At 71.9% G+C, this 19,118-nt stretch carries 17 protein-coding genes and 1 pseudogene; 7 read left to right on the top strand and 11 right to left on the bottom strand.

Features of this window, described 5'->3' with window-relative positions; all coding sequences use genetic code 11:
• Positions 1-33 precede the first annotated feature (33 nt).
• Both D457_RS32045 and D457_RS32040 read right to left on the bottom strand, forming a co-directional pair.
• Complete coding sequence (locus tag D457_RS32045; protein ID WP_017579969.1) at positions 34-1,899, bottom strand: stealth family protein; 1,866 nt, start codon at positions 1,897-1,899, stop codon at positions 34-36.
• Between the two features lie 228 nt (positions 1,900-2,127).
• Positions 2,128-2,675 (bottom strand): annotated as a pseudogene (locus tag D457_RS32040) (hypothetical protein).
• A gap of 335 nt (positions 2,676-3,010) precedes the next feature.
• On the opposite strand from D457_RS32040, the gene D457_RS0107165 reads away from it, so the two are divergent.
• From D457_RS0107165 to D457_RS0107140, 6 genes are all read left to right on the top strand, one after another.
• Complete coding sequence (locus D457_RS0107165; protein WP_026116420.1) at positions 3,011-3,622, top strand: hypothetical protein; 612 nt, start codon at positions 3,011-3,013, stop codon at positions 3,620-3,622.
• Positions 3,619-4,770 (top strand): PrsW family intramembrane metalloprotease, encoded by a 1,152-nt coding sequence (locus tag D457_RS0107160; RefSeq protein ID WP_017579966.1) that lies wholly within the window; start codon positions 3,619-3,621, stop codon positions 4,768-4,770. The genes D457_RS0107165 and D457_RS0107160 overlap by 4 nt, the downstream gene beginning before the upstream one ends.
• A 162-nt stretch (positions 4,771-4,932) precedes the next feature.
• On the top strand, positions 4,933-5,409 hold the full coding sequence (locus D457_RS0107155; RefSeq protein ID WP_017579965.1) for a GNAT family N-acetyltransferase: 477 nt from the start codon (positions 4,933-4,935) through the stop codon (positions 5,407-5,409).
• A gap of 266 nt (positions 5,410-5,675) precedes the next feature.
• Positions 5,676-6,917: a helix-turn-helix domain-containing protein gene (locus D457_RS0107150; protein ID WP_017579964.1), complete on the top strand. Its 1,242-nt coding sequence runs from the start codon at positions 5,676-5,678 to the stop codon at positions 6,915-6,917.
• Between the two features lie 163 nt (positions 6,918-7,080).
• Complete coding sequence (locus tag D457_RS0107145; RefSeq protein ID WP_017579963.1) at positions 7,081-7,518, top strand: hypothetical protein; 438 nt, start codon at positions 7,081-7,083, stop codon at positions 7,516-7,518.
• A gap of 337 nt (positions 7,519-7,855) precedes the next feature.
• Positions 7,856-8,806, top strand: a complete 951-nt coding sequence (locus D457_RS0107140) for an FkbM family methyltransferase (RefSeq protein ID WP_026116419.1) — start codon at positions 7,856-7,858, stop codon at positions 8,804-8,806.
• Between the two features lie 62 nt (positions 8,807-8,868).
• Here the strand turns inward: D457_RS0107140 and D457_RS0107135 are convergent, their stop codons facing one another.
• Together D457_RS0107135 and D457_RS0107130 are read right to left on the bottom strand one after the other, a co-directional pair.
• A complete protein-coding gene (locus tag D457_RS0107135; protein ID WP_017579961.1) occupies positions 8,869-9,129 on the bottom strand; it encodes a hypothetical protein in 261 nt (86 codons plus the stop codon).
• Positions 9,130-9,277: 148 nt separating this feature from the next.
• Positions 9,278-9,928 carry a TetR/AcrR family transcriptional regulator gene (locus D457_RS0107130; RefSeq protein WP_017579960.1) on the bottom strand — a complete coding sequence of 217 codons (651 nt, stop codon included), beginning with the start codon at positions 9,926-9,928 and terminating at the stop codon, positions 9,278-9,280.
• A gap of 85 nt (positions 9,929-10,013) precedes the next feature.
• Between D457_RS0107130 and D457_RS0107125 the strand changes: the two genes are divergently transcribed.
• Positions 10,014-10,961, top strand: coding sequence for an NAD(P)-dependent alcohol dehydrogenase (locus D457_RS0107125; protein ID WP_017579959.1), 948 nt, complete (start codon positions 10,014-10,016; stop codon positions 10,959-10,961).
• A 146-nt stretch (positions 10,962-11,107) separates the two neighbouring features.
• On the opposite strand, the gene D457_RS0107120 is transcribed toward D457_RS0107125, so the two are convergent.
• The 7 genes from D457_RS0107120 to D457_RS32030 are packed head-to-tail and all read right to left on the bottom strand — an operon-like array spanning position 11,108 to position 19,096.
• A complete protein-coding gene (locus D457_RS0107120) occupies positions 11,108-11,878 on the bottom strand; it encodes an alpha/beta fold hydrolase (RefSeq protein ID WP_017579958.1) in 771 nt (256 codons plus the stop codon).
• A 29-nt stretch (positions 11,879-11,907) separates the two neighbouring features.
• On the bottom strand, positions 11,908-13,083 hold the full coding sequence (locus D457_RS0107115) for an acyl-CoA dehydrogenase family protein (RefSeq protein WP_017579957.1): 1,176 nt from the start codon (positions 13,081-13,083) through the stop codon (positions 11,908-11,910).
• Between the two features lie 21 nt (positions 13,084-13,104).
• The gene (locus D457_RS0107110; protein WP_204367445.1) at positions 13,105-14,247 is read right to left on the bottom strand and encodes an acyl-CoA dehydrogenase family protein; all 1,143 of its coding nucleotides are present in this window, start codon (positions 14,245-14,247) and stop codon (positions 13,105-13,107) included.
• Entirely contained in the window at positions 14,244-14,516 is a 273-nt protein-coding gene (locus D457_RS32035; RefSeq protein WP_017579955.1) for an acyl carrier protein, read from the bottom strand. The genes D457_RS0107110 and D457_RS32035 overlap by 4 nt, the downstream gene beginning before the upstream one ends.
• 4 nt (positions 14,517-14,520) lie before the next feature.
• On the bottom strand, positions 14,521-16,068 hold the full coding sequence (locus tag D457_RS0107100) for an AMP-binding protein (RefSeq protein WP_017579954.1): 1,548 nt from the start codon (positions 16,066-16,068) through the stop codon (positions 14,521-14,523).
• Positions 16,065-17,702, bottom strand: a complete 1,638-nt coding sequence (locus tag D457_RS0107095; protein ID WP_017579953.1) for a (2,3-dihydroxybenzoyl)adenylate synthase — start codon at positions 17,700-17,702, stop codon at positions 16,065-16,067. Before D457_RS0107095 ends, D457_RS0107100 begins: the two co-directional genes overlap by 4 nt.
• The gene (locus tag D457_RS32030; protein WP_160167389.1) at positions 17,699-19,096 is read right to left on the bottom strand and encodes a cytochrome P450; all 1,398 of its coding nucleotides are present in this window, start codon (positions 19,094-19,096) and stop codon (positions 17,699-17,701) included. The genes D457_RS0107095 and D457_RS32030 overlap by 4 nt, the downstream gene beginning before the upstream one ends.
• Between the last annotated feature and the right edge of the window lie 22 nt (positions 19,097-19,118).

Here is a 19,118-nt window from a genome sequence, read left to right as displayed (position 1 = left end):
TCCCCTACGAGTCACCAGTTCAGGCCGGGCGGGTCAGGCGGCTGCGGAGATCTCCGGTTCGGGGCCGCCGACCGGTTCGCTCTCCTTCTCGAAGCGGGAGGGGAAGGGGAAGCGGCGCTCCAGGAAGTCGCGGACCATGCGGCTCACCGCCTCCTGGCGTTCGGGCGGGGTGTCGCAGTCGTTGAGGCAGAGGAAGTCGTACTCCCCCTCCGCCGGATCCCCCGCGGCCAGTGCGGCGAGCCGGTCAGCCGCGGTGTCGGTGCCGATGTCCACGTATCTGGTCCGGTACTCACCGCGCACCCCGTAGCCGCTGAGCAGGGCGTAGTACTGGTGCAGCGTGGTGGCCATGGCGATGTCGTCCGGGTGCCGGAACCGGGAGGCGGCGGTGCGTTCCACGTCCTCGCGGTACCGCTCCTCCAGTTCCCGGTGCACTGCGCGAATCTGCGGGAAGGGGGCGTGCCGGATCTTGTGGGTGATGGTCGCGCCGAAGGACTCCAGGAAGAGTTCGCGAGCGTTCTTCCCGGCCCAGTTGGGCGCCACCTCCTCCGGGATGGGCGGGCCCACGCCGATCTGGTGCGAGGAGAACGGCAGCAGGGCGATCCCGTTGGCGTGGAAGAAGTGCTCGGCGCCGACCGGGCCGGCGAAGAACACGTCGTCGTTGAGGTAGAGGTAGCGCTCGGAGAGGCCCTCGATGTGGTGCAGCTGGGTCTCGATCGCCCGTGAGCTGAAGACCGGCAGAACGCTGGGATCGGTGAAGATGTCACGGTGGTCGACCACCGTGATGCCCGGCTGGCTCACGTCCAGCCAGCAGGGGACCTGGCTGTCGGTCACCACGTAGATGTTCCGGACGAACGGCGCGTACATCTGCAGGGAGCGCAGCGAGTAGCGGAGTTCCTCGTGGTCGGTGTAACGGGAGACGTTGGCGGCGTGTGAGGCCAGGTCCGAGCGCTGGCCCCGGTGCTGGGCCCGCTTGTCGGCGTGCACCGGGTCGGAGCCGTCCACCCACGTGTAGACCACGTCGACGGGGAAGGCGACCTCCTCGGCCCGCCGGTGGGAGAAGGGCCGGTAGGTGGGAAGCTCGCGGTCCTGGACAGTGAGGGTGGCCGGGACGCGTTCGGCGGGGGGCAGGACATCCGCGATCCGGTTGGGGCGCGGGGCCAGCAGCGCGTCCGCCATGGCCTCGACGGGGACCTTGACCCGGAGCCTGTCCAGGGCCTGGGCCGCTCGTTCGCTCTCCAGCACGGAGCTGCCGTCCCGCCAGAACTCCACGTCACAGCCGTACTCGAGCCCGGCGAACAGATCTCCCCGCGGGGAGAGCAGCTGTTCGGCGAAGCGAATGATCAGTCCCGACTTGACGGCGTCGCTCAGGGCGCCGTCGACGTAGGCGCAGTAGTGGGCGGCCACACCCTGCGCTCCGGGCTTGACGGCGTAGACGGCGCTGTTCGCGTGGAGTTCACGCATGGCGGTCAGGAAGGCCTTCTTGTCCGAGCGGTGCACGCCCACGACGTGGCGCAGCGGGGAGCGGCCCGGAACCATGAAGTGGTCGATTCCGGCGCTGCGCAGCGCCTCGGTGACCAGGTCCAGGTTGCGGGCGGAGGCGTCGGCGGCGGTGAAGTGCCGAACGACCCGGCCCAGCAGTGCGCTCGGTTCCTGGGGTCGGGCCTGCCCGCCACCCTTGTCCATGTCCGTCTCCGCGTCCGTCTCGCCCGGCGGCGCGGTGAAGGCGCGCAGCTGGGGGTCCTCGGCCAGGAGGGCGGCGCGGCGAGCGGCGGTCCTGGCCCGTCGGCGCTCCTCGGCGGCCCGGGCCGCGGCGGCTTGGCGCTCCTCCTCCCGTCGGGCTCGGACGGAGGGCGGGAGCAGGCGTTCAGCGGTGCGCTTGGCGCGTGCTGCCAAGGACATGGACATCCTTTCGGTTGGTGGCGCGCCTCGGCTCTGGACCGGTTCCGCCCCTGAGTCGTGACCGGGGGATGGCGTTCGGAGGCCACACTGTCCTGACCCGCGAGTCACTCGCCCGGATGACACGATCACATACGAGAAACTGAACAAAGACCCACCTGCGACCGAATCGCGACCGGACAGGCCTCGTGGTGACCCGATGCGTCCACAACCTCCGCCCAGGGTGAAGGATCAGTCCGGGGCGGTGACCCGGATCTTGGACTGGCCGTGCGGTCGCTCCTCCCAGTCCTCCATGAAGCGTGCCCGCAGCCCGTGCTCGGCAGCGAGGTCGATCAGGGTCTCGGCGCGGTAGTAGAAGTCCTCCCGCAGCACGTGGTGTTCGGCCCCCTCCGTGCGGTCGAAGGTGAAATCGAAGAACCCGCCCCGGGCGAGCACCCTGCCCACGTGGGCCAGGCACTCGTCGATCACCTCCAGGGGCGAGTGCGAGAAGACGCTGTGCGCGTGGACGACGTCGAAGGCGCCTTCGGGGAGGAAGTCGAAGGTCAGGTCCTGGGTGAGGGTCAGGTGCGGCAGTTTGTGCTGGAGGCCGCGTGCGGCGTCGGAGGCCATCACCGCGCGGTAGTAGGAGACGTGGTCGCGGTGGATGAGGCGGAGTCGCAGGTCGCGCGCGGAGCGGAGCACGTAGGGCCCGATCCGCCCGGGGGGCGCAACGCGTAGCGGATCCGGTGGCTAAGTGAGGAGCGATCCGCGTCGAGGGGATCGGTGGGCTGCTTCGGCATCGGTTTCCCGTGCTCTTCCGTCGGTAGGCCATCACGCTGGGATGGCATCCCCTCACGGGTGGACTTCCCCGCCAAGGGAGCAAAGCCCGCTGACGGGGGCCGCCTTCGGCCAACGCGTACCGGGCGCTTTTCGAGGACCGCCGGGGCTCCCCCGACGACCGCGGAGCGGACCCACCGCTGTTTCGGAGGCAAAGTGCTGGTCGCACTACCCCCGGCCCGGGTGAAATCACCGCAAACATGCGCCAAGTATCCCTTTTTTCGACCTTACGCCCTTCTTTGGGTGTTTCGCTGTTGCACAGACATGTCGTTCAGACGAACACAGGGGTGGGGGCACGATGGCGGAGGAGAGCGCGCAGCTGCGCCATGCCAGACCGCGGGGGCCGCGGAGCAACTGGTTCCCGTTGGGGGTCACCGCGGTAGTGGTCGCGGTACTGACCGGGGGGTGGGCGCTGGTGAACTCGGCTCTGCCCAAGACCGAGGAGATAGCCGAGGGCCAGAGCATGATGCTCGGGTCCAGCGAAACTCACGAGGCCTCGGTGACCTTCGACGACGGCTGGGAGCTCGATGCGGGCTCCAGCTCCCAGGGGCAGCAGTACCTCTTCACCAAGGGGCCGGTGAACCTCATTGTGAGCGTGGTGCAACCGGTGGAGAGCGCCACCGCCAGCGAACTGTGGGAGGGCATGCGCGACATCGTCCGGGTCAGTGACGCCTCGGCGGCTCTGGGCGAACCGAAACCCATCACGTCGGAGAGCGGCGCGGAGGGGCTCACCGGCGACATGCACATCCGGCAGCACACCGGTTCGGCGACCGTCTTCCCCGCCCCGCGCGAGGACTTCGCGGTGGAGGCACAGGTCTTCGGCGCCAACGCCAGCCAAACCGAACTCGCCGACGCGGAGAAACTGCTCCAGTCGCTCCGGTTCGACCGGTCCTCCGGAGGCACCTCATGAGCCATGCGCACCCCGAACCCCGCGTTCCGTCCACCGCTGGCGGCCAGGTGCCCACCCCCCGGGAGTCCGGACAGGGCAACGAGGGCACCGAACGCCTGCCCGCGCAGAGAACGGCCCCGGAACCGCCACGCACACAACGTCTGCCGAGCCTGGTCGCCATGGTGCTCTTCGGAGTGCTCTGCCTGGGCGGTTTCGGCTACACCCTGCTGAACTTCACCGGGGCGATCCGGGTCTTCACCGCCGAAGCCGTGGTCTCGATGATCCTGCTCGCCGGGGTGGGGGTACTCGGGTTCTGGATCCTGCGCCGTATCCGCCCGGTCCGGGCCCCGAGCCTGACGTTCTCGTTACTGGCCCTGATCTGGGGCATGACCGGAGCGATCGGGCTGGCACTGGTCGCCAACCACCAGCTGATATCCGCGTGGTCCCGGGCCGGTGGCCTGGAGTTCGGCTCCGCCTGGGGTGCGGCGCTGACCGCGCCGATCAACGAGGAGCTGCTCAAGGTCACCGGGGTCGTGCTGATCGCGGTCATCGCCCCGCGCGCGGTGCGCGGACCGATCGACGGTTTCATCATGGGTGCCCTGGTGGGGCTGGGGTTTCAGCTGGTGGAGGACCTCACCTACGCGCTCAACATGATCACCATGCAGGGGGCCACGGAGGGGATGGCCTCGGTGGTCCAGACGCTCTTCCTGCGGGTCGGCCTCACCGGGTTGGGTTCGCACTGGGCGATGTCGGCCGTGGCGGGTACCGCGATCGGCCTGCTGGCCGCCGCGGCCTGGCGGCCCGGAGCCCGCCGGGGGGTGGGTGCGCTGCTCCTGCTGCTGTTGGCGATGGGCGTGCACTGGTTCTTCGACTCACCGCTGATGGGGAACCTCCTCGGGATCCTCGTCAAGACCCTGGCCGTGTTCCTGGCCGCCGTGCTCGTGTACTTCGTGGCGCGGCACGCCTACCGCGGCCGAGTACGCCAGTCCTTGGCCGAACAGGGCGAGGAGCTGGGCATCCGCCGTTCGTCTGCGGTGGCCCTGGCCAACCGCCACGGCCGCCGCAACGAACTGAGCCGGGTGGCGCACCCGGAGCGGCCCGCGGTCCGTGCCCGGCAGGAACAGATGGTGGCGGCGGCCGAGGACCGTGCGTCGGAGTACCGCGGCTGAGGAACCGCTGGAGCCCTCGGAGCCAAACGGTCCGGGGGCTCCGCCGTGTCCGGAGCCTTCGGGTTCAAAGAGCTCCTCAGTGTCCGGAGCCCTCGAGTTCGGAGTCTTCGGGCACTGGGAAATCCCGGTGACCGTTCCGGGCCGCTGCTGCACAATCGGGGCATGAACGATGTCGTCATCCGCACCGCCGGCCCCGAGGACCTGCACGCCGTCGCCGAACTCCGGTGGTTGTGGGAACAGGAGAACCGCGGCACCCCCGACCTGACGCTCGACGAGTTCGTACCCCGGTTCGTGGACTGGGGCAAACAACACCAGGGCTCCCACCACTGCTTCGTCGCGGCCCTGGACGGGTCGGTCGTCGGCATGGCCTGGCTGGCTATCACCCCGCGCGTGCCGCAGCCGCGATCGTTCGAGCGGGCCTCGGCTGACATGCAGTGCGTGTACGTGCGCCCGGAGCTGCGCGGCGGCGGCCTGGGCGGTCAGCTGGTCGAGGCGGTGCTGGAACTGGCCCGAGAACTCGGGGTGGAGCGGGTGACCGTCCACTCCAGCGACCGGGCGGTCTCCGCCTACACCCGCCACGGGTTCGCCGTGTCCCCGATCCTCCTGCAGACCGGGCCAGGTGCCGCTGTCGTTACCTGACCAGGCGCTTGCCGCGCGGCAAGCGGGCCGCGCCGCGAGCAGGCCGCGCCGCGAGCAGGCCGCGCGGATTTCCTCTTCGTCCGCTGGCCGGTCCTCTCACCCGCCGGAGGCCTGAAAGAGGCATCAGCACAGGCCAGAGGGGGTTCGAAGGAAGGATGGGAGGCGGAAGGGGCTCGACAGGAGGAGGTTCGGCCGTTCCCGCCCCGGAGTAGGAGGTGCCCTCGTACCCTGGACTCCGCGTCTCCCCAGGGAAGGACGGCAGCGCGATGCCCGTGGACGGCACCCCGGACCCACACGAGGTCGAGGTCTCCTTCGGTACCCGTCTCAGACTGAACCGCACCAGGCGCGGCCTGACCAGGGAGGTGTTGGGCGGGCTGGTGGGCCGCTCGGCCTCGTGGGTCAAGGCCGTGGAGACCGGTCGTCTGGGCACTCCGAAACTCCCGATCCTGCTGCGCCTGGTCGAGGCGCTGCGGATCCGCGACCTCGCCGAGCTCACCGGTGAGCAGTCCGTTCCGGTGGAGCTGTTCACGGGTCCGGGGCACACCCTGCTGCCGAGGGTGCGGGCGGCGGTCAACGCCCTGCCTGGGTGGGACGACCGGCCCTCCCCACCGACAGAAGAGTTGCGTGCCCGGCTGGCCGGGGCCTGGCGGGCCCGGCACTCGGCACCCAACCACCGGGAGGTGGTGGGCCGGTTGTTGCCCGGGCTGTTCGAGGACGCGCAGCGGGCGGTGCGCCAGGCCGAGGACGGGGCCGCACGGGCCTCGGCGCAGTCGGTGCTGTCAGAGGTGTGCTCGCTCGCGCAGTTCTTCATCGCCTACCAGCCCGCGCAGAGTCTGCTGTGGCGGGTGGCCGAGCGCGGCATGGTGGCCGCACAGGAGGCCGAGGACCCGCACGCGCTGGGGGTGGCCGCCTGGCTGCTGGCCCAGGCGCACCGGGACGCGGGCGACTGGGAGGCCGCCGACGCGGTCACCGAGGATGCCAGCCGCCATCTGGTCCGGCACCTGCCGGACGGGAACCGGGACGTGCTGGCGGTCTGGGGCTCGCTGCGCTTCGAGGCGGGGTACACGGCGGCGCGGCGCGGGGAGGCCGGAACGGCGTGGCGGCACTGGGACAGCGCGCGCCGGGCGGCCGAACGTCTGCCCGCGTCCTACTACCATCCGGTGACCTCGTTCTCCCGACCGGTGCTGGGCGCGCACGCGGTGACCGTGGCGGTGGAGCTGCGCGGTGGTCACGAGGCGGTGCGCCAGGCCGAACGAGCCCCGGCGGAGGCGATCCCGTCGCGGCCGCGCAGGGCCCGGCACCGGATCGAGCAGGCCCGCGCCCATCATCTGGCGGGGCAGCCGGGGGAGGCCATGCGGGTGCTGGAGGCGGCGCACGAGGCCGCCCCGGAGACGATCCGGTACAACGGCTTCGCCCGGCGGATGGTGCTGGAGGAACTGGAGTCACGCCAGGCACGGCGCCGGGACCGGGCGGGTGGGCTGGCCCTACGGATCGGTTTGCTGTCCTGACCGGACCGGGCATCTACTCCTGGGAAGCACCGGTGGGAACCAAGGCGCAGGGGATACATTCTGTACCCCTCGGATCTTGACAACTACCTAGAGTTACCCAATGTCAGAGCCCCGGGCAGGGCAAGGGGGTGCCCGGGGCCCGTTCAACAGTTCAGGGGGCGCCGTGGGCGACGCCGCCACCATCGAGGCCAAGAACCGGTCGGCCCTGGAGGCATGGGCGCGGGCCATGCACGCGCCGGTCGTGCCAGTAGCCGAGAACTGGTGGTCGATCACCTACCAGGCGGAGGCCGGGCTGCCCGACGGCAGCCGGGTGCGCTGCCGCTATCGGTACGTGATCCCGCGCCAGGCCGCGCTGCGGCGCTGGAAGCGCACGTATGTGGTGGGGCTGGTCCATGCCGAGGGCCAGGCGCGGTGCCATCACGTCCGGCAGGTGATCCCGGTGGGCGACACCGAGGCCGAGGAGCGGCACCGGGCCGAACTCATCGCCTCCGCGCTGGTCACCACCGAACGCCATGCCGAGTGCGGGGCGAGCATCAGCAACCTGGAGGTCTACGTAGTGGAACGGGCGACCCTGTGGAAGCCCGGGGTGGCGCGGTACTAGGGAGTAGGTATTGGCTGTGGTCCGCTGAAGGCCGGGGGCGGAGCACACGGGCAGTGCCACCGAAGCGAGCCCGCGCAGCACGGCCGCCCCGCCGACCAGCGGCTGCGCCGCTTCCTGGGCACCACCAGCGGGCGCGAGATCCGGTACGGCCGGGTGCTCGTGGAGGCGCTGGACCCGACCCTGATCCCCGCGCCCCTCGTCCACGCCCTCGACCGCGGATGAGCCCGCCGAGCCGGTGGCCACCACCACTGCCGCCACCGCTATCAGGGCCACGGCCGCTGCCGCGACCAGATCGGCGATCTGTTGCTTTCGGCGTGTTCGTGGTTACGTTGGGGGCATGGCAACGCTACGGCGACGTCTGCTCAGACTCCTCACGAAGTTCAACGTCAACGTGCACGATCTCGGGCCCGGGGCCGTGGTCCTCGAACGCCGCGGCGACTACCGGGTCTCGCGGAGCGACAAGCGCTCCTGGGCCGTGACCAGGGACACTTCCGGTTCCGCGGGCCTGTCGGCGGCCGTCCCCGAACCCGTGCCGCTCGGCCCCGGCGCGACGCTGTCCGTGGCACGGGACATGCCCCCGGCGGCGGAGCTCGCGCTGCACAAGAAGGCCCAGGAGTACCTGGGCGCGCGGCACATCGCCTCGCTGCTGCGCCACTACCGGGTGAACTGCGTCTTCGACGTGGGTGCCAACATCGGACAGTACGGTCAGCAGCTGCGCGCGCACGGCTACCGGGGCCGCATCGTCTCCTTCGAGCCGGTCGCCGCCGTGGCCGACAAGCTGCGGCAGGTCACCGAGGACGACCCGGACTGGTGGGTGCGCCCGTTCGCCCTGGGCCGGGAGGACCGCACAGACAGCATCAACGTCGTGCACGGCTCCATGAGTTCGATGCTGGGGCCAACCGAGTTCGGCGACACCCGGTACAAGCGGTTCCGCAAGACCCGGACCCAGGAGGTCATCCTGCGCCGCCTCGACGGACTCCTCGACGAGGCCCTCGCCGGTATCGCCGACCCGCGCCCCTACCTGAAGCTCGACACCCAGGGCTTCGACCTGGAGGCCTACGCTGGGGCGGGCGAGCGTATCCGGGAATTCGTCGGGATGCAGTCAGAGGTGGCGCTGATACAGATCTACGAGGGCATGCCGCGTATGGATGAGGCGATCCGGACCTATGAGGCGGACGGTTTCGAGATCACCGGCATGTACCCGGTCACCCGGGAGGAGAGCACCGGGCGGGTGCTGGAGTTCGACTGCGTGATGGTGCGCGCCGACGCGTTGCCCGCCGAGGGCTGAGGAGAACGGCGGACCGACCGGCACAGCCGCAGACACCGGCCCCACCGCAGGGCAGGTGTGGGTCAGGGCAGCAGTGCGACCATCAGGTCGTCGAACGGGCGGCTCGGCGCCTGATGGCAGTCCGGGCCGTCCCCCACCACCTGTGACCAGGCCGAGCTAGCCTCCGCACGCCACTGTTCGGTGTCGGCTCGTACCTGCGCCAAGCCGGGGTGTTCGCCCTCGACCACCTCACCGGTGCGCGCATCCAGCGCGACCGCCCGGGGCCCTTCGGGGGTGATGTCGTCGTGGTGCTCGACGTACGCCAGCTCTTCGTCGGTCCGCACCCGCTCACCGTTGTTCCACTGGTTGGCGTACCCCGGCCCGACCCCGGGGTGCGGGAAGCGGTAGGTCCACAGTTCCTCCCCGGTCCGGCTGTCCAGGGCGACCGGCCCGTGTTCTCCACAGCTGAGGGACTCTGACCAGGAATTCTGGCTAGGAAACCTGGTCGGCGAGCCGTTGCTCCAGCTGGTCGAGGACGAGCGCCAGCCCGTAGGGGAACTCGTCGCCGTAGGCGTATTCCCGGCCGGCCACCAGCTCGGCGACGAACTCCGCCAGGTGGGGGTAGACGTCCGGGGGCGGTGCGAGCTCCGCGGTGAACTCCTCGGCGCCCTCGCCTGGGGCGAAGGGCAGGTGCAGTTCGGTCAGCACGAACCCGTAGACGTAGGAGTCGAGCGCCGAGTAGGCGTGGGCCGCCAGGCGCACCGGAAATCCGTTGGCGCGCAGGCACCCCAGTACCGCGTCGTGGTGGTGCAGCAGCGCCGGGCCCGGGGAGCTGCGGGACTCCATCAGCCCCAGCGCCCACGGATGCCGGGCGAGCACGGCGCGGGCCGAGGCGCACCGGGCCTCCATCGCCTGCCGCCAGGGCTGTCCGGCGCTTGGGGGTTCGATGCGGGCGAAGATCCAGTCCACCATCGCGTCGAGCAGGGCTTCCTTACCGGAGACGTGGTGGTAGAGCGACATCGCCTCCACCCCCAGTTCCCGGCCGACACTGCGCATGCTCACCCCGGTCAGCCCGCCGCGATCGGCGACCGCGATCGCCGCCTCGACCACGCACTCACGGTTCAGCGCTGGGCGCTCGACCATTTTCACCTCACCGACTCTTGTGGACTTACACCTGTAAGGGTACCGTTTTCCAGAACAGGTGACTTACATGTGTAAGGGAGCTCCCATGAAGGCTGCGATCGTCGAGAGGTACGGGGCTCCGGACGTGGTCCGCCTCGTCGAGTCACCCACCCCCGAACCACGGACCGGGCAGGTGCGCGTGCGAGTGGCCGTCACGGCGGTCACCGCGGGGGACGCCCGGATCCGCGGCGCCCGCTTCCCCAAGGGGTTCGGCCCGCTGGCCCGGCTGATGTTCGGGGTACGCGGCCCGCGGCGTAAGGTGCTGGGCAACGTGTTCTCCGGGACCGTGGACGCCGTCGGCGCGGGGGTCACCGATCTCTCCCCCGGGGACGAGGTGTGCGGCATGACCGGGCCGGGGATGGGCGCGCACGCCGAGTACGTGGTGGTCGCGGCTGCAAGGGCCGTGCCCAAGCCTGCCGGGGTGAGCCACGAGGACGCGGCCGGGGTGCTGTTCGGCGGGACCACCGCGCTGTTCTTCCTGCGGGACAAGGCCGCACTGAAACCGGGCGCCTCGGTGCTGGTCAACGGGGCGTCGGGGGCGGTGGGCACCAACGCCGTTCAGCTCGCCAGGCATTTCGGCGCGCGGGTCACCGGGGTGACGAGCACACCCAACCTGGCCCTGGTCACCGAGCTGGGCGCCGAGCACACCGTCGACTACACGAGCACCGACCTTGCCTCCCTGACCGACCGGTTCGACGTCGTCCTGGACACCGTCGGCAACCTCTCCCCCACCTCCGGACGCAGACTGCTCAACGGCGGCGGAGTGCTGCTCCTGGCCGCGGCCGGGCTGTGGGAGCTGGTCGGGGCCCGCGGCAACGTCCGAGCGGGTGCCGCGCCGGAGCGCCCCGAGGACTTCGCGTTCCTGCTGGGGCTGGTGGCCGAGGGCAACCTCACCCCGGTCACGGATCGGATCGACCCGATCGAGGAGATCGCGCAGGCCTACCGGCGGGCGGACTCGGGCCGCAAGGTCGGCAACGCGCTGATCCGACCCTGAGTCCGCAGCACCACTAACCGCGCCGCCCCGCCAAAACGTGCGGCCGACCGGTTGCCCAACAGTCACTCACGCGCGGGCAGGATGGAGCCTGTAGGGGTGACGGTTCGCGAACAGGGCGCCGTAACCAGGCACGACGCGGCCCAGGCTCACACGCCCGGCTGCTTCTCCAGACCAGAGACGAAGGCGTTGACCTCCTCGGCGGTGGTGTCGGGGTGTTCCAGGTGAGGGGCGTGACCGCAGTCGGGGACCTCTACCCGGTGGACCGGGCCGCGGGCCCCGGCCTCGATGGCGCGGAGCTGGGCCGCGGTGCCGTACCGGTCGTGCTCACCCTGGACGAGCAGGACGGGGCAGTCGACGTCCGACAGCTCCTCCTCGATGTTCCAGTCGCGGAACCCCGGCGACAGCCACACTCCCGACCAGGACCGGAACACGCCCTCGGGGTCGTCGTGGTACAGGGCGAGCTTGCGTGCCAGGCGGCCCTCGTCGAAGGCCGACACCGCCGAGGAGACACCCTCTACGGTCTCCGGCTCGACGAACACGTGCGGGGCCATCGCCACCAGCCCGGCCACGGGGTACCGCGCGGCGTGGAGCAGGGCGATGGACGCGCCGTCACTGTGCCCGACCAGGACCGGCCGCTCGATACCGAGCCCGGCGGCGAACTCCGGGAGCGCCCGGTGGGCCTCCTCGTGCAGGTAGTCGGCACTGCGCGGTACGCGCAGCGGCTCCGACCCGCCGTACCCCAGGCGGGAGTACACCACGGCCGTGCGGCCCGTGGCCCGCGCCACGCGTTCCGGCAGCCGCGACCACGTGGCAGCGCACCCCAGTCCCTCGTGCAGGAAGACCAGGCTGCCCGGCCCGGGTTCGCCCCCGACCACCCGGAACTCGACCGAGCCCTCCGACAGAGTCGCGCGCGGCACCCGTCATCCCCTCCTCCGTTGCGGTTCGTTCACCAGTCCAGGCCGTCGGCGTCGAACATGTCGTACCCCAGCGCGGCCCTGCCCACGTAGTCCAGGCACGCGTCCGGTTTGGCGGGCATCACCGAGCAGAACGCGGTCTCCCGCTGCAGGCGCTCCAGTGCGCCGCCCCGCCGCAGCGCGGCGGAACCGCAGATGCGGACGGCGTCGGCCGCCAGGCGGGGGCCGAGCTCCCCGACGGCGTACTTGGCCGCGTGCACCGCGGTGTTGGCCCCCACAGTGCCCCTGCGCTCGTCGACGCGCCGGGCCGCCTCGTACACCAGAGCCCGGGCGGCGTCGACCGCCACGCACAGCCGGCCCACCTCGGCGCGAACGGCCTCCGAGGCACGGCGGCGTTCGTCCCCCGCGACGTGGGCGACCACCTCCTCGCGGATCGCCTCGCACATGCCCAGGTAAGCGCCCGCGTACCCAGCCGCCATCCAGTGCGGCTCACGCACCAGCTTGAACAGGGACATCCCCTCCACACCGAGGAAGAGCCGCTCCCGGCCCACCTCCACTCCGGTCAGCGTCATCGCGGCGGTCGCGGTGGCGTTCAGCGCGGCGCCCTCCCAGTAACCGCCGAACGACACCCCCGGCTGGTCGCGTGACACCACGAAGTGGGAGACCTCATCAGCGTGTTCGGAGTCCTGCGGGCGGGCGGTCACCACGTAGTGGTCGGCGACACCCGACAGGGAGACGAAGGACTTGGTGCCGTCGATGACGAACCCGGTCGGCGTCCGGCGGTAGGTCGCCCGGATTCCGCGGAGCCTGGCCCCCGTCCCCGGTTCGGAGACGGCCGAGGCGAACATGCGCCCGTGCTCGACCACCTCGTCGAACACCCAGTCCCGGAACCGCGCCGCGGCGGCGGGCAGTTCGGCCCCGGCCGACTCGCACAGGCCGCCGATGGCGACGTTGTGCATGTTGAACCCGAGCGCCACCGAGCCGTCGCCGGTGGCCAGGGTCTCCAGGGCGCGCGTGTACTCCAGGAAGGTCATCCCCTCCCCTCCCGCGGATCGGGGAACCAGGAGAGCGAGCATCCCGGCCTCGCGCAGGGTCGTGTAGGCCGCGCGCGGATCGGCCCGGCCCTGGTCGATGTCGGCAGCTCCGGGAGCCAGCCCTTCGGCGGCGGCCCTGATCCGGTCCTCGGCCGCTACATCGGTGGTGGTCATGTGCGTTCCCTCGTCCTTCGGTCAGTTCTCGACGGGCAGCCCGAGCCCGCGGGCGACGGAGACGCGCAGCAAGTCGTCGGGGCCGGCGTAGACGGAGGCCGCCATGGGGGTGGCCAGGTCCGCGGTGAGTCCGGATTCCTCGACGAAGGAGCGCGCGCCGCCGAGCATCGCGGCCCACCGAGTGAAGGCCTGGTGGTCCTCGGCCACGGAGATCTTGGTCAGCGCGGCCTCGACGCCGACCGCGGCCGGGCTCTCGCCCGCGTCCAGGCGTGCGGCCATCGCGTAGACGAGCCTGCGGGAGCGCATCAGGGCCAGGGCCATGTCGGCCACGCGGGCGGCGACCAGGTGGCTCTCCCCCATCCGACGGCCGAAGTGGCGCCGGGTGCGGGCCCACTCGACGGTGCGGTCCAGGACGCGCCGCATCGGCCCCAGCGCGTAGGCGGGGAGCAGGGCCCGCTCCCAGGCCGTCGTGGCGTTGAGCACGGCCAGGCCCGCGCCCTCGCGTCCGACCAGGGTTCGCGGTCCGAGCCGCACCCGGTCGAAGTCCAGTGCCCCCATGGGCACCTCCACGAGCGCGGTCTTGGCGAAGGGCTCGCTCCTGCTGACCCCGGGCGCCGACAGGTCGACCAGGAACGGGGTGAGCACGAACGGGTGCCCGCCCTCGGAGGTACGGGCGAAGACGAGCGCGGTGTCGGCGACCGGCGCGGCGGTGACGTAGGCCTTGCGTCCGGTGAGCACGTACCCGCCGTCGGCGAGCGGTTCGGCGCGTGTGGCCATCGACAGCGGGTCGCTGCCGCCCCCTTCTTCGGTAAGCGCGTGGCACAGCAGGGCCGCCCCGCCCTCCACGTCTCCGAGGGCGCGCCACTGCCCGGGGGTCAGGATAGACCGCAGCGGTGCCTGCAAGCCGAACCTCTGGGAGGTGAGCGCGTAGGTCAGCCCGGCCCCGACCCCGGCCCGGCCCACCCCCTCCAGGGCGGCGACCTCGCGGGTGACGGGGCCGAGCCCTTCGGCGTCCCCGCCCGCCGCGATGGCGTCGGTCAGGGCCCGCCACCGGTCACGGTAACCGACGCCCCGGCAGCTCTCGAGAGCGAACGCGGCCCTCTTCGAGGCGTCGGCCACCGCCGCCTCGATCTCCGGGCTCTGCACCAGTACGTCGTCTGTCACCACACGCTCCCGGCGCCGGCGCCGCGGACCTCCTCGACCGCCTTCCACAGGGCGGCGGGCGTGCGGAAGTTCGCCGCCACCACCGCCTCTTCGGGGAAGGCGATGCCCAGTCGCTTCTCGACCCGGCTGACGATCCGCATGATGGTCAGCGAGTCGAGCAGTCCGGACACCAGCAGGGGCGTGTCCGGTCCGATCTCCCCGTCCGCTACGGCGTGGGACTCGCTGACGGCGTCGCGGATCTCCGCGCACAGGGCTTGGACGTCGTCCACCTGATCACTTCCTCGTCGTTGGGACCGCGGCCAGGGCCTGGCGGTCGGTCTTGCCCCGGGAATTCAGCGGCAGGGCGCCGGTGAACACGATCTGGTCGGGGGTCATGGCAACGGGCAGGGCGGCGCGCACGGACCGCTCCACCTCGGTCTCGGGGGCCCGGGCCTCGACGTGGAGCATGATGCGTCCGCCGCCGGGCCCGCCCGGTGTCCACGTGGCCGCGCACGCCCGGACCTGGTCGAGCCCGCCCACGACGGCCTCGATCTCGCCCAGGTCGATCCGGTGGCCGCTCCGTTTGACCTGGTGGTCGCGGCGGCCACGCAGGTGGAGGCGGCCCGCGTCGTCCCGGCAGGCCAGGTCCCCGGTCAGGTAGGCCTGCCGGGCCACCCCGTCGCCGCACACCAGCGGCACCGTGGCGGGGTGTGCTCGGCGGCCGTCGAGGTATCCGCTGAGGACGGAGGGTCCGGCCACCGCGATCTCGCCCTCGTCCGCCGCGACCGCGCCGGAGTCGTCGACCAGCTCGACACGGGTTCCCGGCAGGGCCGTGCCGATCGGGGTCCCGTCCTTCTCCGTCCAGTCCGGCGGCAGCCGCTGGAAGGTGCACACGTTGGTCTCGGTGGGGCCGTACAGGTTGTAGAAGGCCGCGCCGTCGAGGAGGCCGGTGTAGCGGCGCAGGGCCGCCAGGGGGAAGGGCTCGCCCGCGAACACGGCCAGCCGCAGGTCGCGCGGGGGCCGCTCGGCGATCCCGCCCCGCTCCAGCATGGCCGTGTACAGGGTCGGCACGGCGTACAGGACGGTGATCCGTTCCCGGCCGAGCCAGTCGACCGCGTCCCGGGGGAAGGCCTTGTATTCCTCGGGCATGACGCACACGCACGCTCCGGCCAGGGCTCCGCCGAAGAGGTCGAGGGTGCTCAGGTCGAAGGTGAGCGAGGCCTGCGCGCCGATGCGGTCCCCGGGGCCGATACCGAGTTCACCGACCGCCCAGTCGGCGAAGTACCGCACGTTACCGTGGGACAGCAGCACACCCTTGGGGCGGCCGGTGCTGCCCGACGTGAACAGCAGGTAGCCCCCGCCGGGGGTGCGCGGGGCGGGCGCCCCGGGGGTGTCCAGGGGCACGACGGGGAATCCGGCGGCCTCCCGAACGGGTCCGCCACCTGCCCGCTCGGCACACGCGCGCACACGCTCGGCCGCGGCGGCGGTCGCGGGTGAGGCGACCAGGAGGGCCAGTCCGGCGTCGGCCATGCGCGCCGTGCGCTCGACGGGGTCGGTGACCTCCAGCGGTGCGGCGACGGCACCCAGGCGCAGCAGGGCGTGGATCACCGCGACGGCGTCCAGGCCCCTGTGCTGGTACACGCCGACGTGGTCGCCCTCGCGTACCCCCGCGCCGGCCAGGGCCCCGGCCAGGTCTGCGACCAGTGCGTCCAGTTCCGCGTAGGTGGAGACGCGGTCGCCGTCGCTGACGGCGGGGCGGTCGGGGTACTCGCGTGCGGCGGCGGACAACAGGGCGTCCAAGCGGGTGGGCCGCCCAGTGGTACCCGTCGGATCGGCGTTCATCGGGCAGCTCCTTCCGCTGTCTTCTCCAGGAGCGCGGCGAGCGCCTTCTTGTCCGCCTTCCCGACCGGGGTGAGCGGCATGGCGTCGAGCGCGCGTACCTCGTCCGGCACCTTGTAGGCGGCCAGTCCGCGCTCGGCGAGGAAGCCGACGAGGTCGCGGCGGGTCGGTGTGCCCTGTCCGGTGGTCTCGACGAAGGCGACCGAGCGCTCACCGAGCACGGGGTCGGGCGCAGGCACCAGGGCGGCGGAACGGATCGTCGGGTGGGCGGCCAGGTGCCCCTCGACCTCGGTGGCCGCGATCTTCTCCCCGGCCCGGTTGATCTGGTCCTTGCTGCGCCCGGCCACGATCAGGTGGCCCGTCGGAACGCGGCGGACCCGGTCGCCGGTGCGGTAGAAGCCGTCGGCGGTGAAGCTCCTGGCGTTGTGCTCGGCCGCGCGGTAGTAGCCGCGCAGGGTGTAGGGGCCGCGGGTGAGCAGCTCGCCGACCTCGCCCTCAGGGACTTCGGCGCCGTCCTCGTCGACGACGCGCACCTCGTCCGCCTCGGAGATCGGGCGGCCCTGGGTGGTGGTGACGATCTCCGGCGGGTCGGTGGGCCGGGTGAGGCAGATCAGCCCCTCAGCCATGCCGAAGATCTGCTGAACCGTGCAGTCCAGCTCGGCGACCATCCGCTTGGCGACGTCGTCCGCCAGGCGCGCGCTGCCCACCTGCAGGATCTGCAATGTGGACAGGTCGGCGGCCCCGGCGGCCGCCTCCTCCAGCCACAGCGGGGCGAGCTGGGGATTGATGGAGGTGACGGTCACCCCCTCGGCCTCGACGAGGGACTGGCACAGCGCCGGGTCCGGGTCGGGCGCCATTACGACGGTGCCGCCGACGGCGAGCGCGCCCAGCACCCCGGGGCAGTTCATCGTGTAGTTGAACGCCACGGGCAGAACCGCGAGGTAGACGGTTTCGGGGCCGAGCCCGCACACCTCGCCCGCGGCTCGCGCGTTGTAGAGGTAGTCGTCGTGGGTTCGCGGGATGAGCTTGGGCAGGCCGGTGGTGCCGCCCGAGAGCAGTAGCAGCGCCATGTCCTCGGACCGGGCCCCGTGGGGCGGGAGCGGCTCGGCCGGGCGGGCGCCCTCCAGGTCGGAGTAGGCGGTGAAGCCGTGCTCCCCCGGGTCACCGACCACGATCACGTGGCGCAGTGACGGGGCGGCCCCGCGTACGGTCTCGGCGAGGTCTCGGTGGTCGAAGCGCGCGTGGGTGTCGGGGATGACGTACGCGGACGCCTCGCTGAGGCGGGCCAGGTGGGTCAGTTCGGCGTGCCGGTGGCCGGGCTGGGTGTGCACGGCCACCGCGCCGATCTTGGCCAGTGCGAACCACAGGACGAGGAACTCGGCGCGGTTGGGCAGCTGGACCAGCACCCTGTCCCCGGCACCGATGCCCAAACCGATCAACCCGTGGGCGACGCGCACCGCCCGCGCGTCCAGCTCCAGGTAGCTCAGCCGGACGCGCTCGTCGACCACCGCGGTCCGGTCGCCGTGTTCGTCGGCGAGCCGGGTGAGGAGGTCGGCGTAGGTCTCGCCCCTCCAGTACCCGGCGGCCCGGTAGGTGCGGGCGTCCTCTTCGGGCCAGTGCACCATGTCGGCCGTCATACCGTCGCCTCCTCGTCCTTGTTCGCCTCGTGCGTGCCGGTCACCAGGACGGTGAGCCCCTCCTTGGGGCGCATCCCGATCAGGCCGGAGGGGTGGGCGCCCTTGCGGGCGAGCCACAGGTCAGCGCGCCGGACGACCTGGGCGATCGCGGTCTTGACCGCGAGGGTGGCGAAGGCGGCGCCGACGCACCGGTGCGGGCCGCCGCCGAAGGGCAGGTACTCGTGCGGGCGCGGTTTGCGGTAGCCGTCGCCCGAGGGGTCCCAGCGGCCGGGGTCGAAGCGCAGGGGGTCGGTCCACACCGAGGCGAGCCGGTGTGTGTGGTAGGGGCTGAAGACGATCTTCGATCCCGGGCCGAAGCCGTGGCCGCCGAAGCGGAACGGCGTGGCGGTCATCCGTGAGGCGACGACGGTGGCCGGGTGCAGGCGCAGGGTCTCGCGGACCACCCGGTCCAACAGGTCCATGCGCTCCACGTGCTCCGCCCCGAGCTCCTCCCCCTCCGGGGCGTGCTCGCGCACCTCCTCGGCGAGGGCCTCCCACACCCGCCGGTCCGCCAGGGCCTCGTAGAGCGTCCAGACGAAGGCGGAGGAGGTGGTCTCAGCGCCCGCCTCCAGGAGACTGATCAGCTGGTCGGAGAGCTCGTCCTCGGTCAGGCCGGCACCGTCCGCGTCCCGGCTCCGCAGCAGCGTGCCCAGCACGTGGCGCTCGGGGTCGCCGCCAGCCTCCCGGTAGCGGGCGATCTCCCCGGCCACCCAGCTCTGTACGTGGGCGCGCGCGGCCAGGGCGCGCTTCCAGGACGGCAGTCCCAGGCTCTGTACCCGGCGCACAAGGGAGGAGGTGTCGATGGCCTCGTGGACAGTCTGGAGCCGGGCCTGGAGCGGGGCGTCGTCGGCGACGGCGCGGGAGCCGAACAGGCTCTGGATCGTCGCGCGGCGCAGCGCGGTCCGGAAGGCCCCGCTCACCTCGACCACGTCCGCGCGTTCCCAGGTGTCGACCACCCGGTCGACGTGCGCGCGCACCGTGGCCACGTGGGCGTGGACCGCGCGGGCGGTGAACGCGGGCTGGACCAGGCTCCGCAGGCGGCGGTGCCGCTCGCCGTCGTTGACCAGGAGCGCTCCGGGGCCCGCCAGCGGCACCAGGCCCTCGAAGGCCCGGCTCCAGCTGAACAGGTCGGTGTTGCCCAGCACGAACTCGTTGGCCTCCGGTCCGAGCAGCAGGGCGAACCGGATCGGGCCGGTGCCGACCCAGGACACCGGGCCGTTGCGGTCGTGGAGCCGGTCCATGGCGGAGTAGGGGTCGGTGGAGAAGTCCTTGAGGTCGCTGATCTGGCCGAGGCGGCTCCGGAGGCGGGTGATCGGGTCGGTGGGGACGCGGAATCTGGTGCTGGTCGGTGCCAACGGCTGGTCCTTCGGTTCGGCG

This window comes from Nocardiopsis valliformis DSM 45023, from assembly GCF_000340985.1.
Lineage (GTDB): Bacteria > Actinomycetota > Actinomycetes > Streptosporangiales > Streptosporangiaceae > Nocardiopsis > Nocardiopsis exhalans.
Note: the sequence above shows the minus strand (reverse complement) of the source record. Positions and strands in the feature narration are given on the sequence as shown.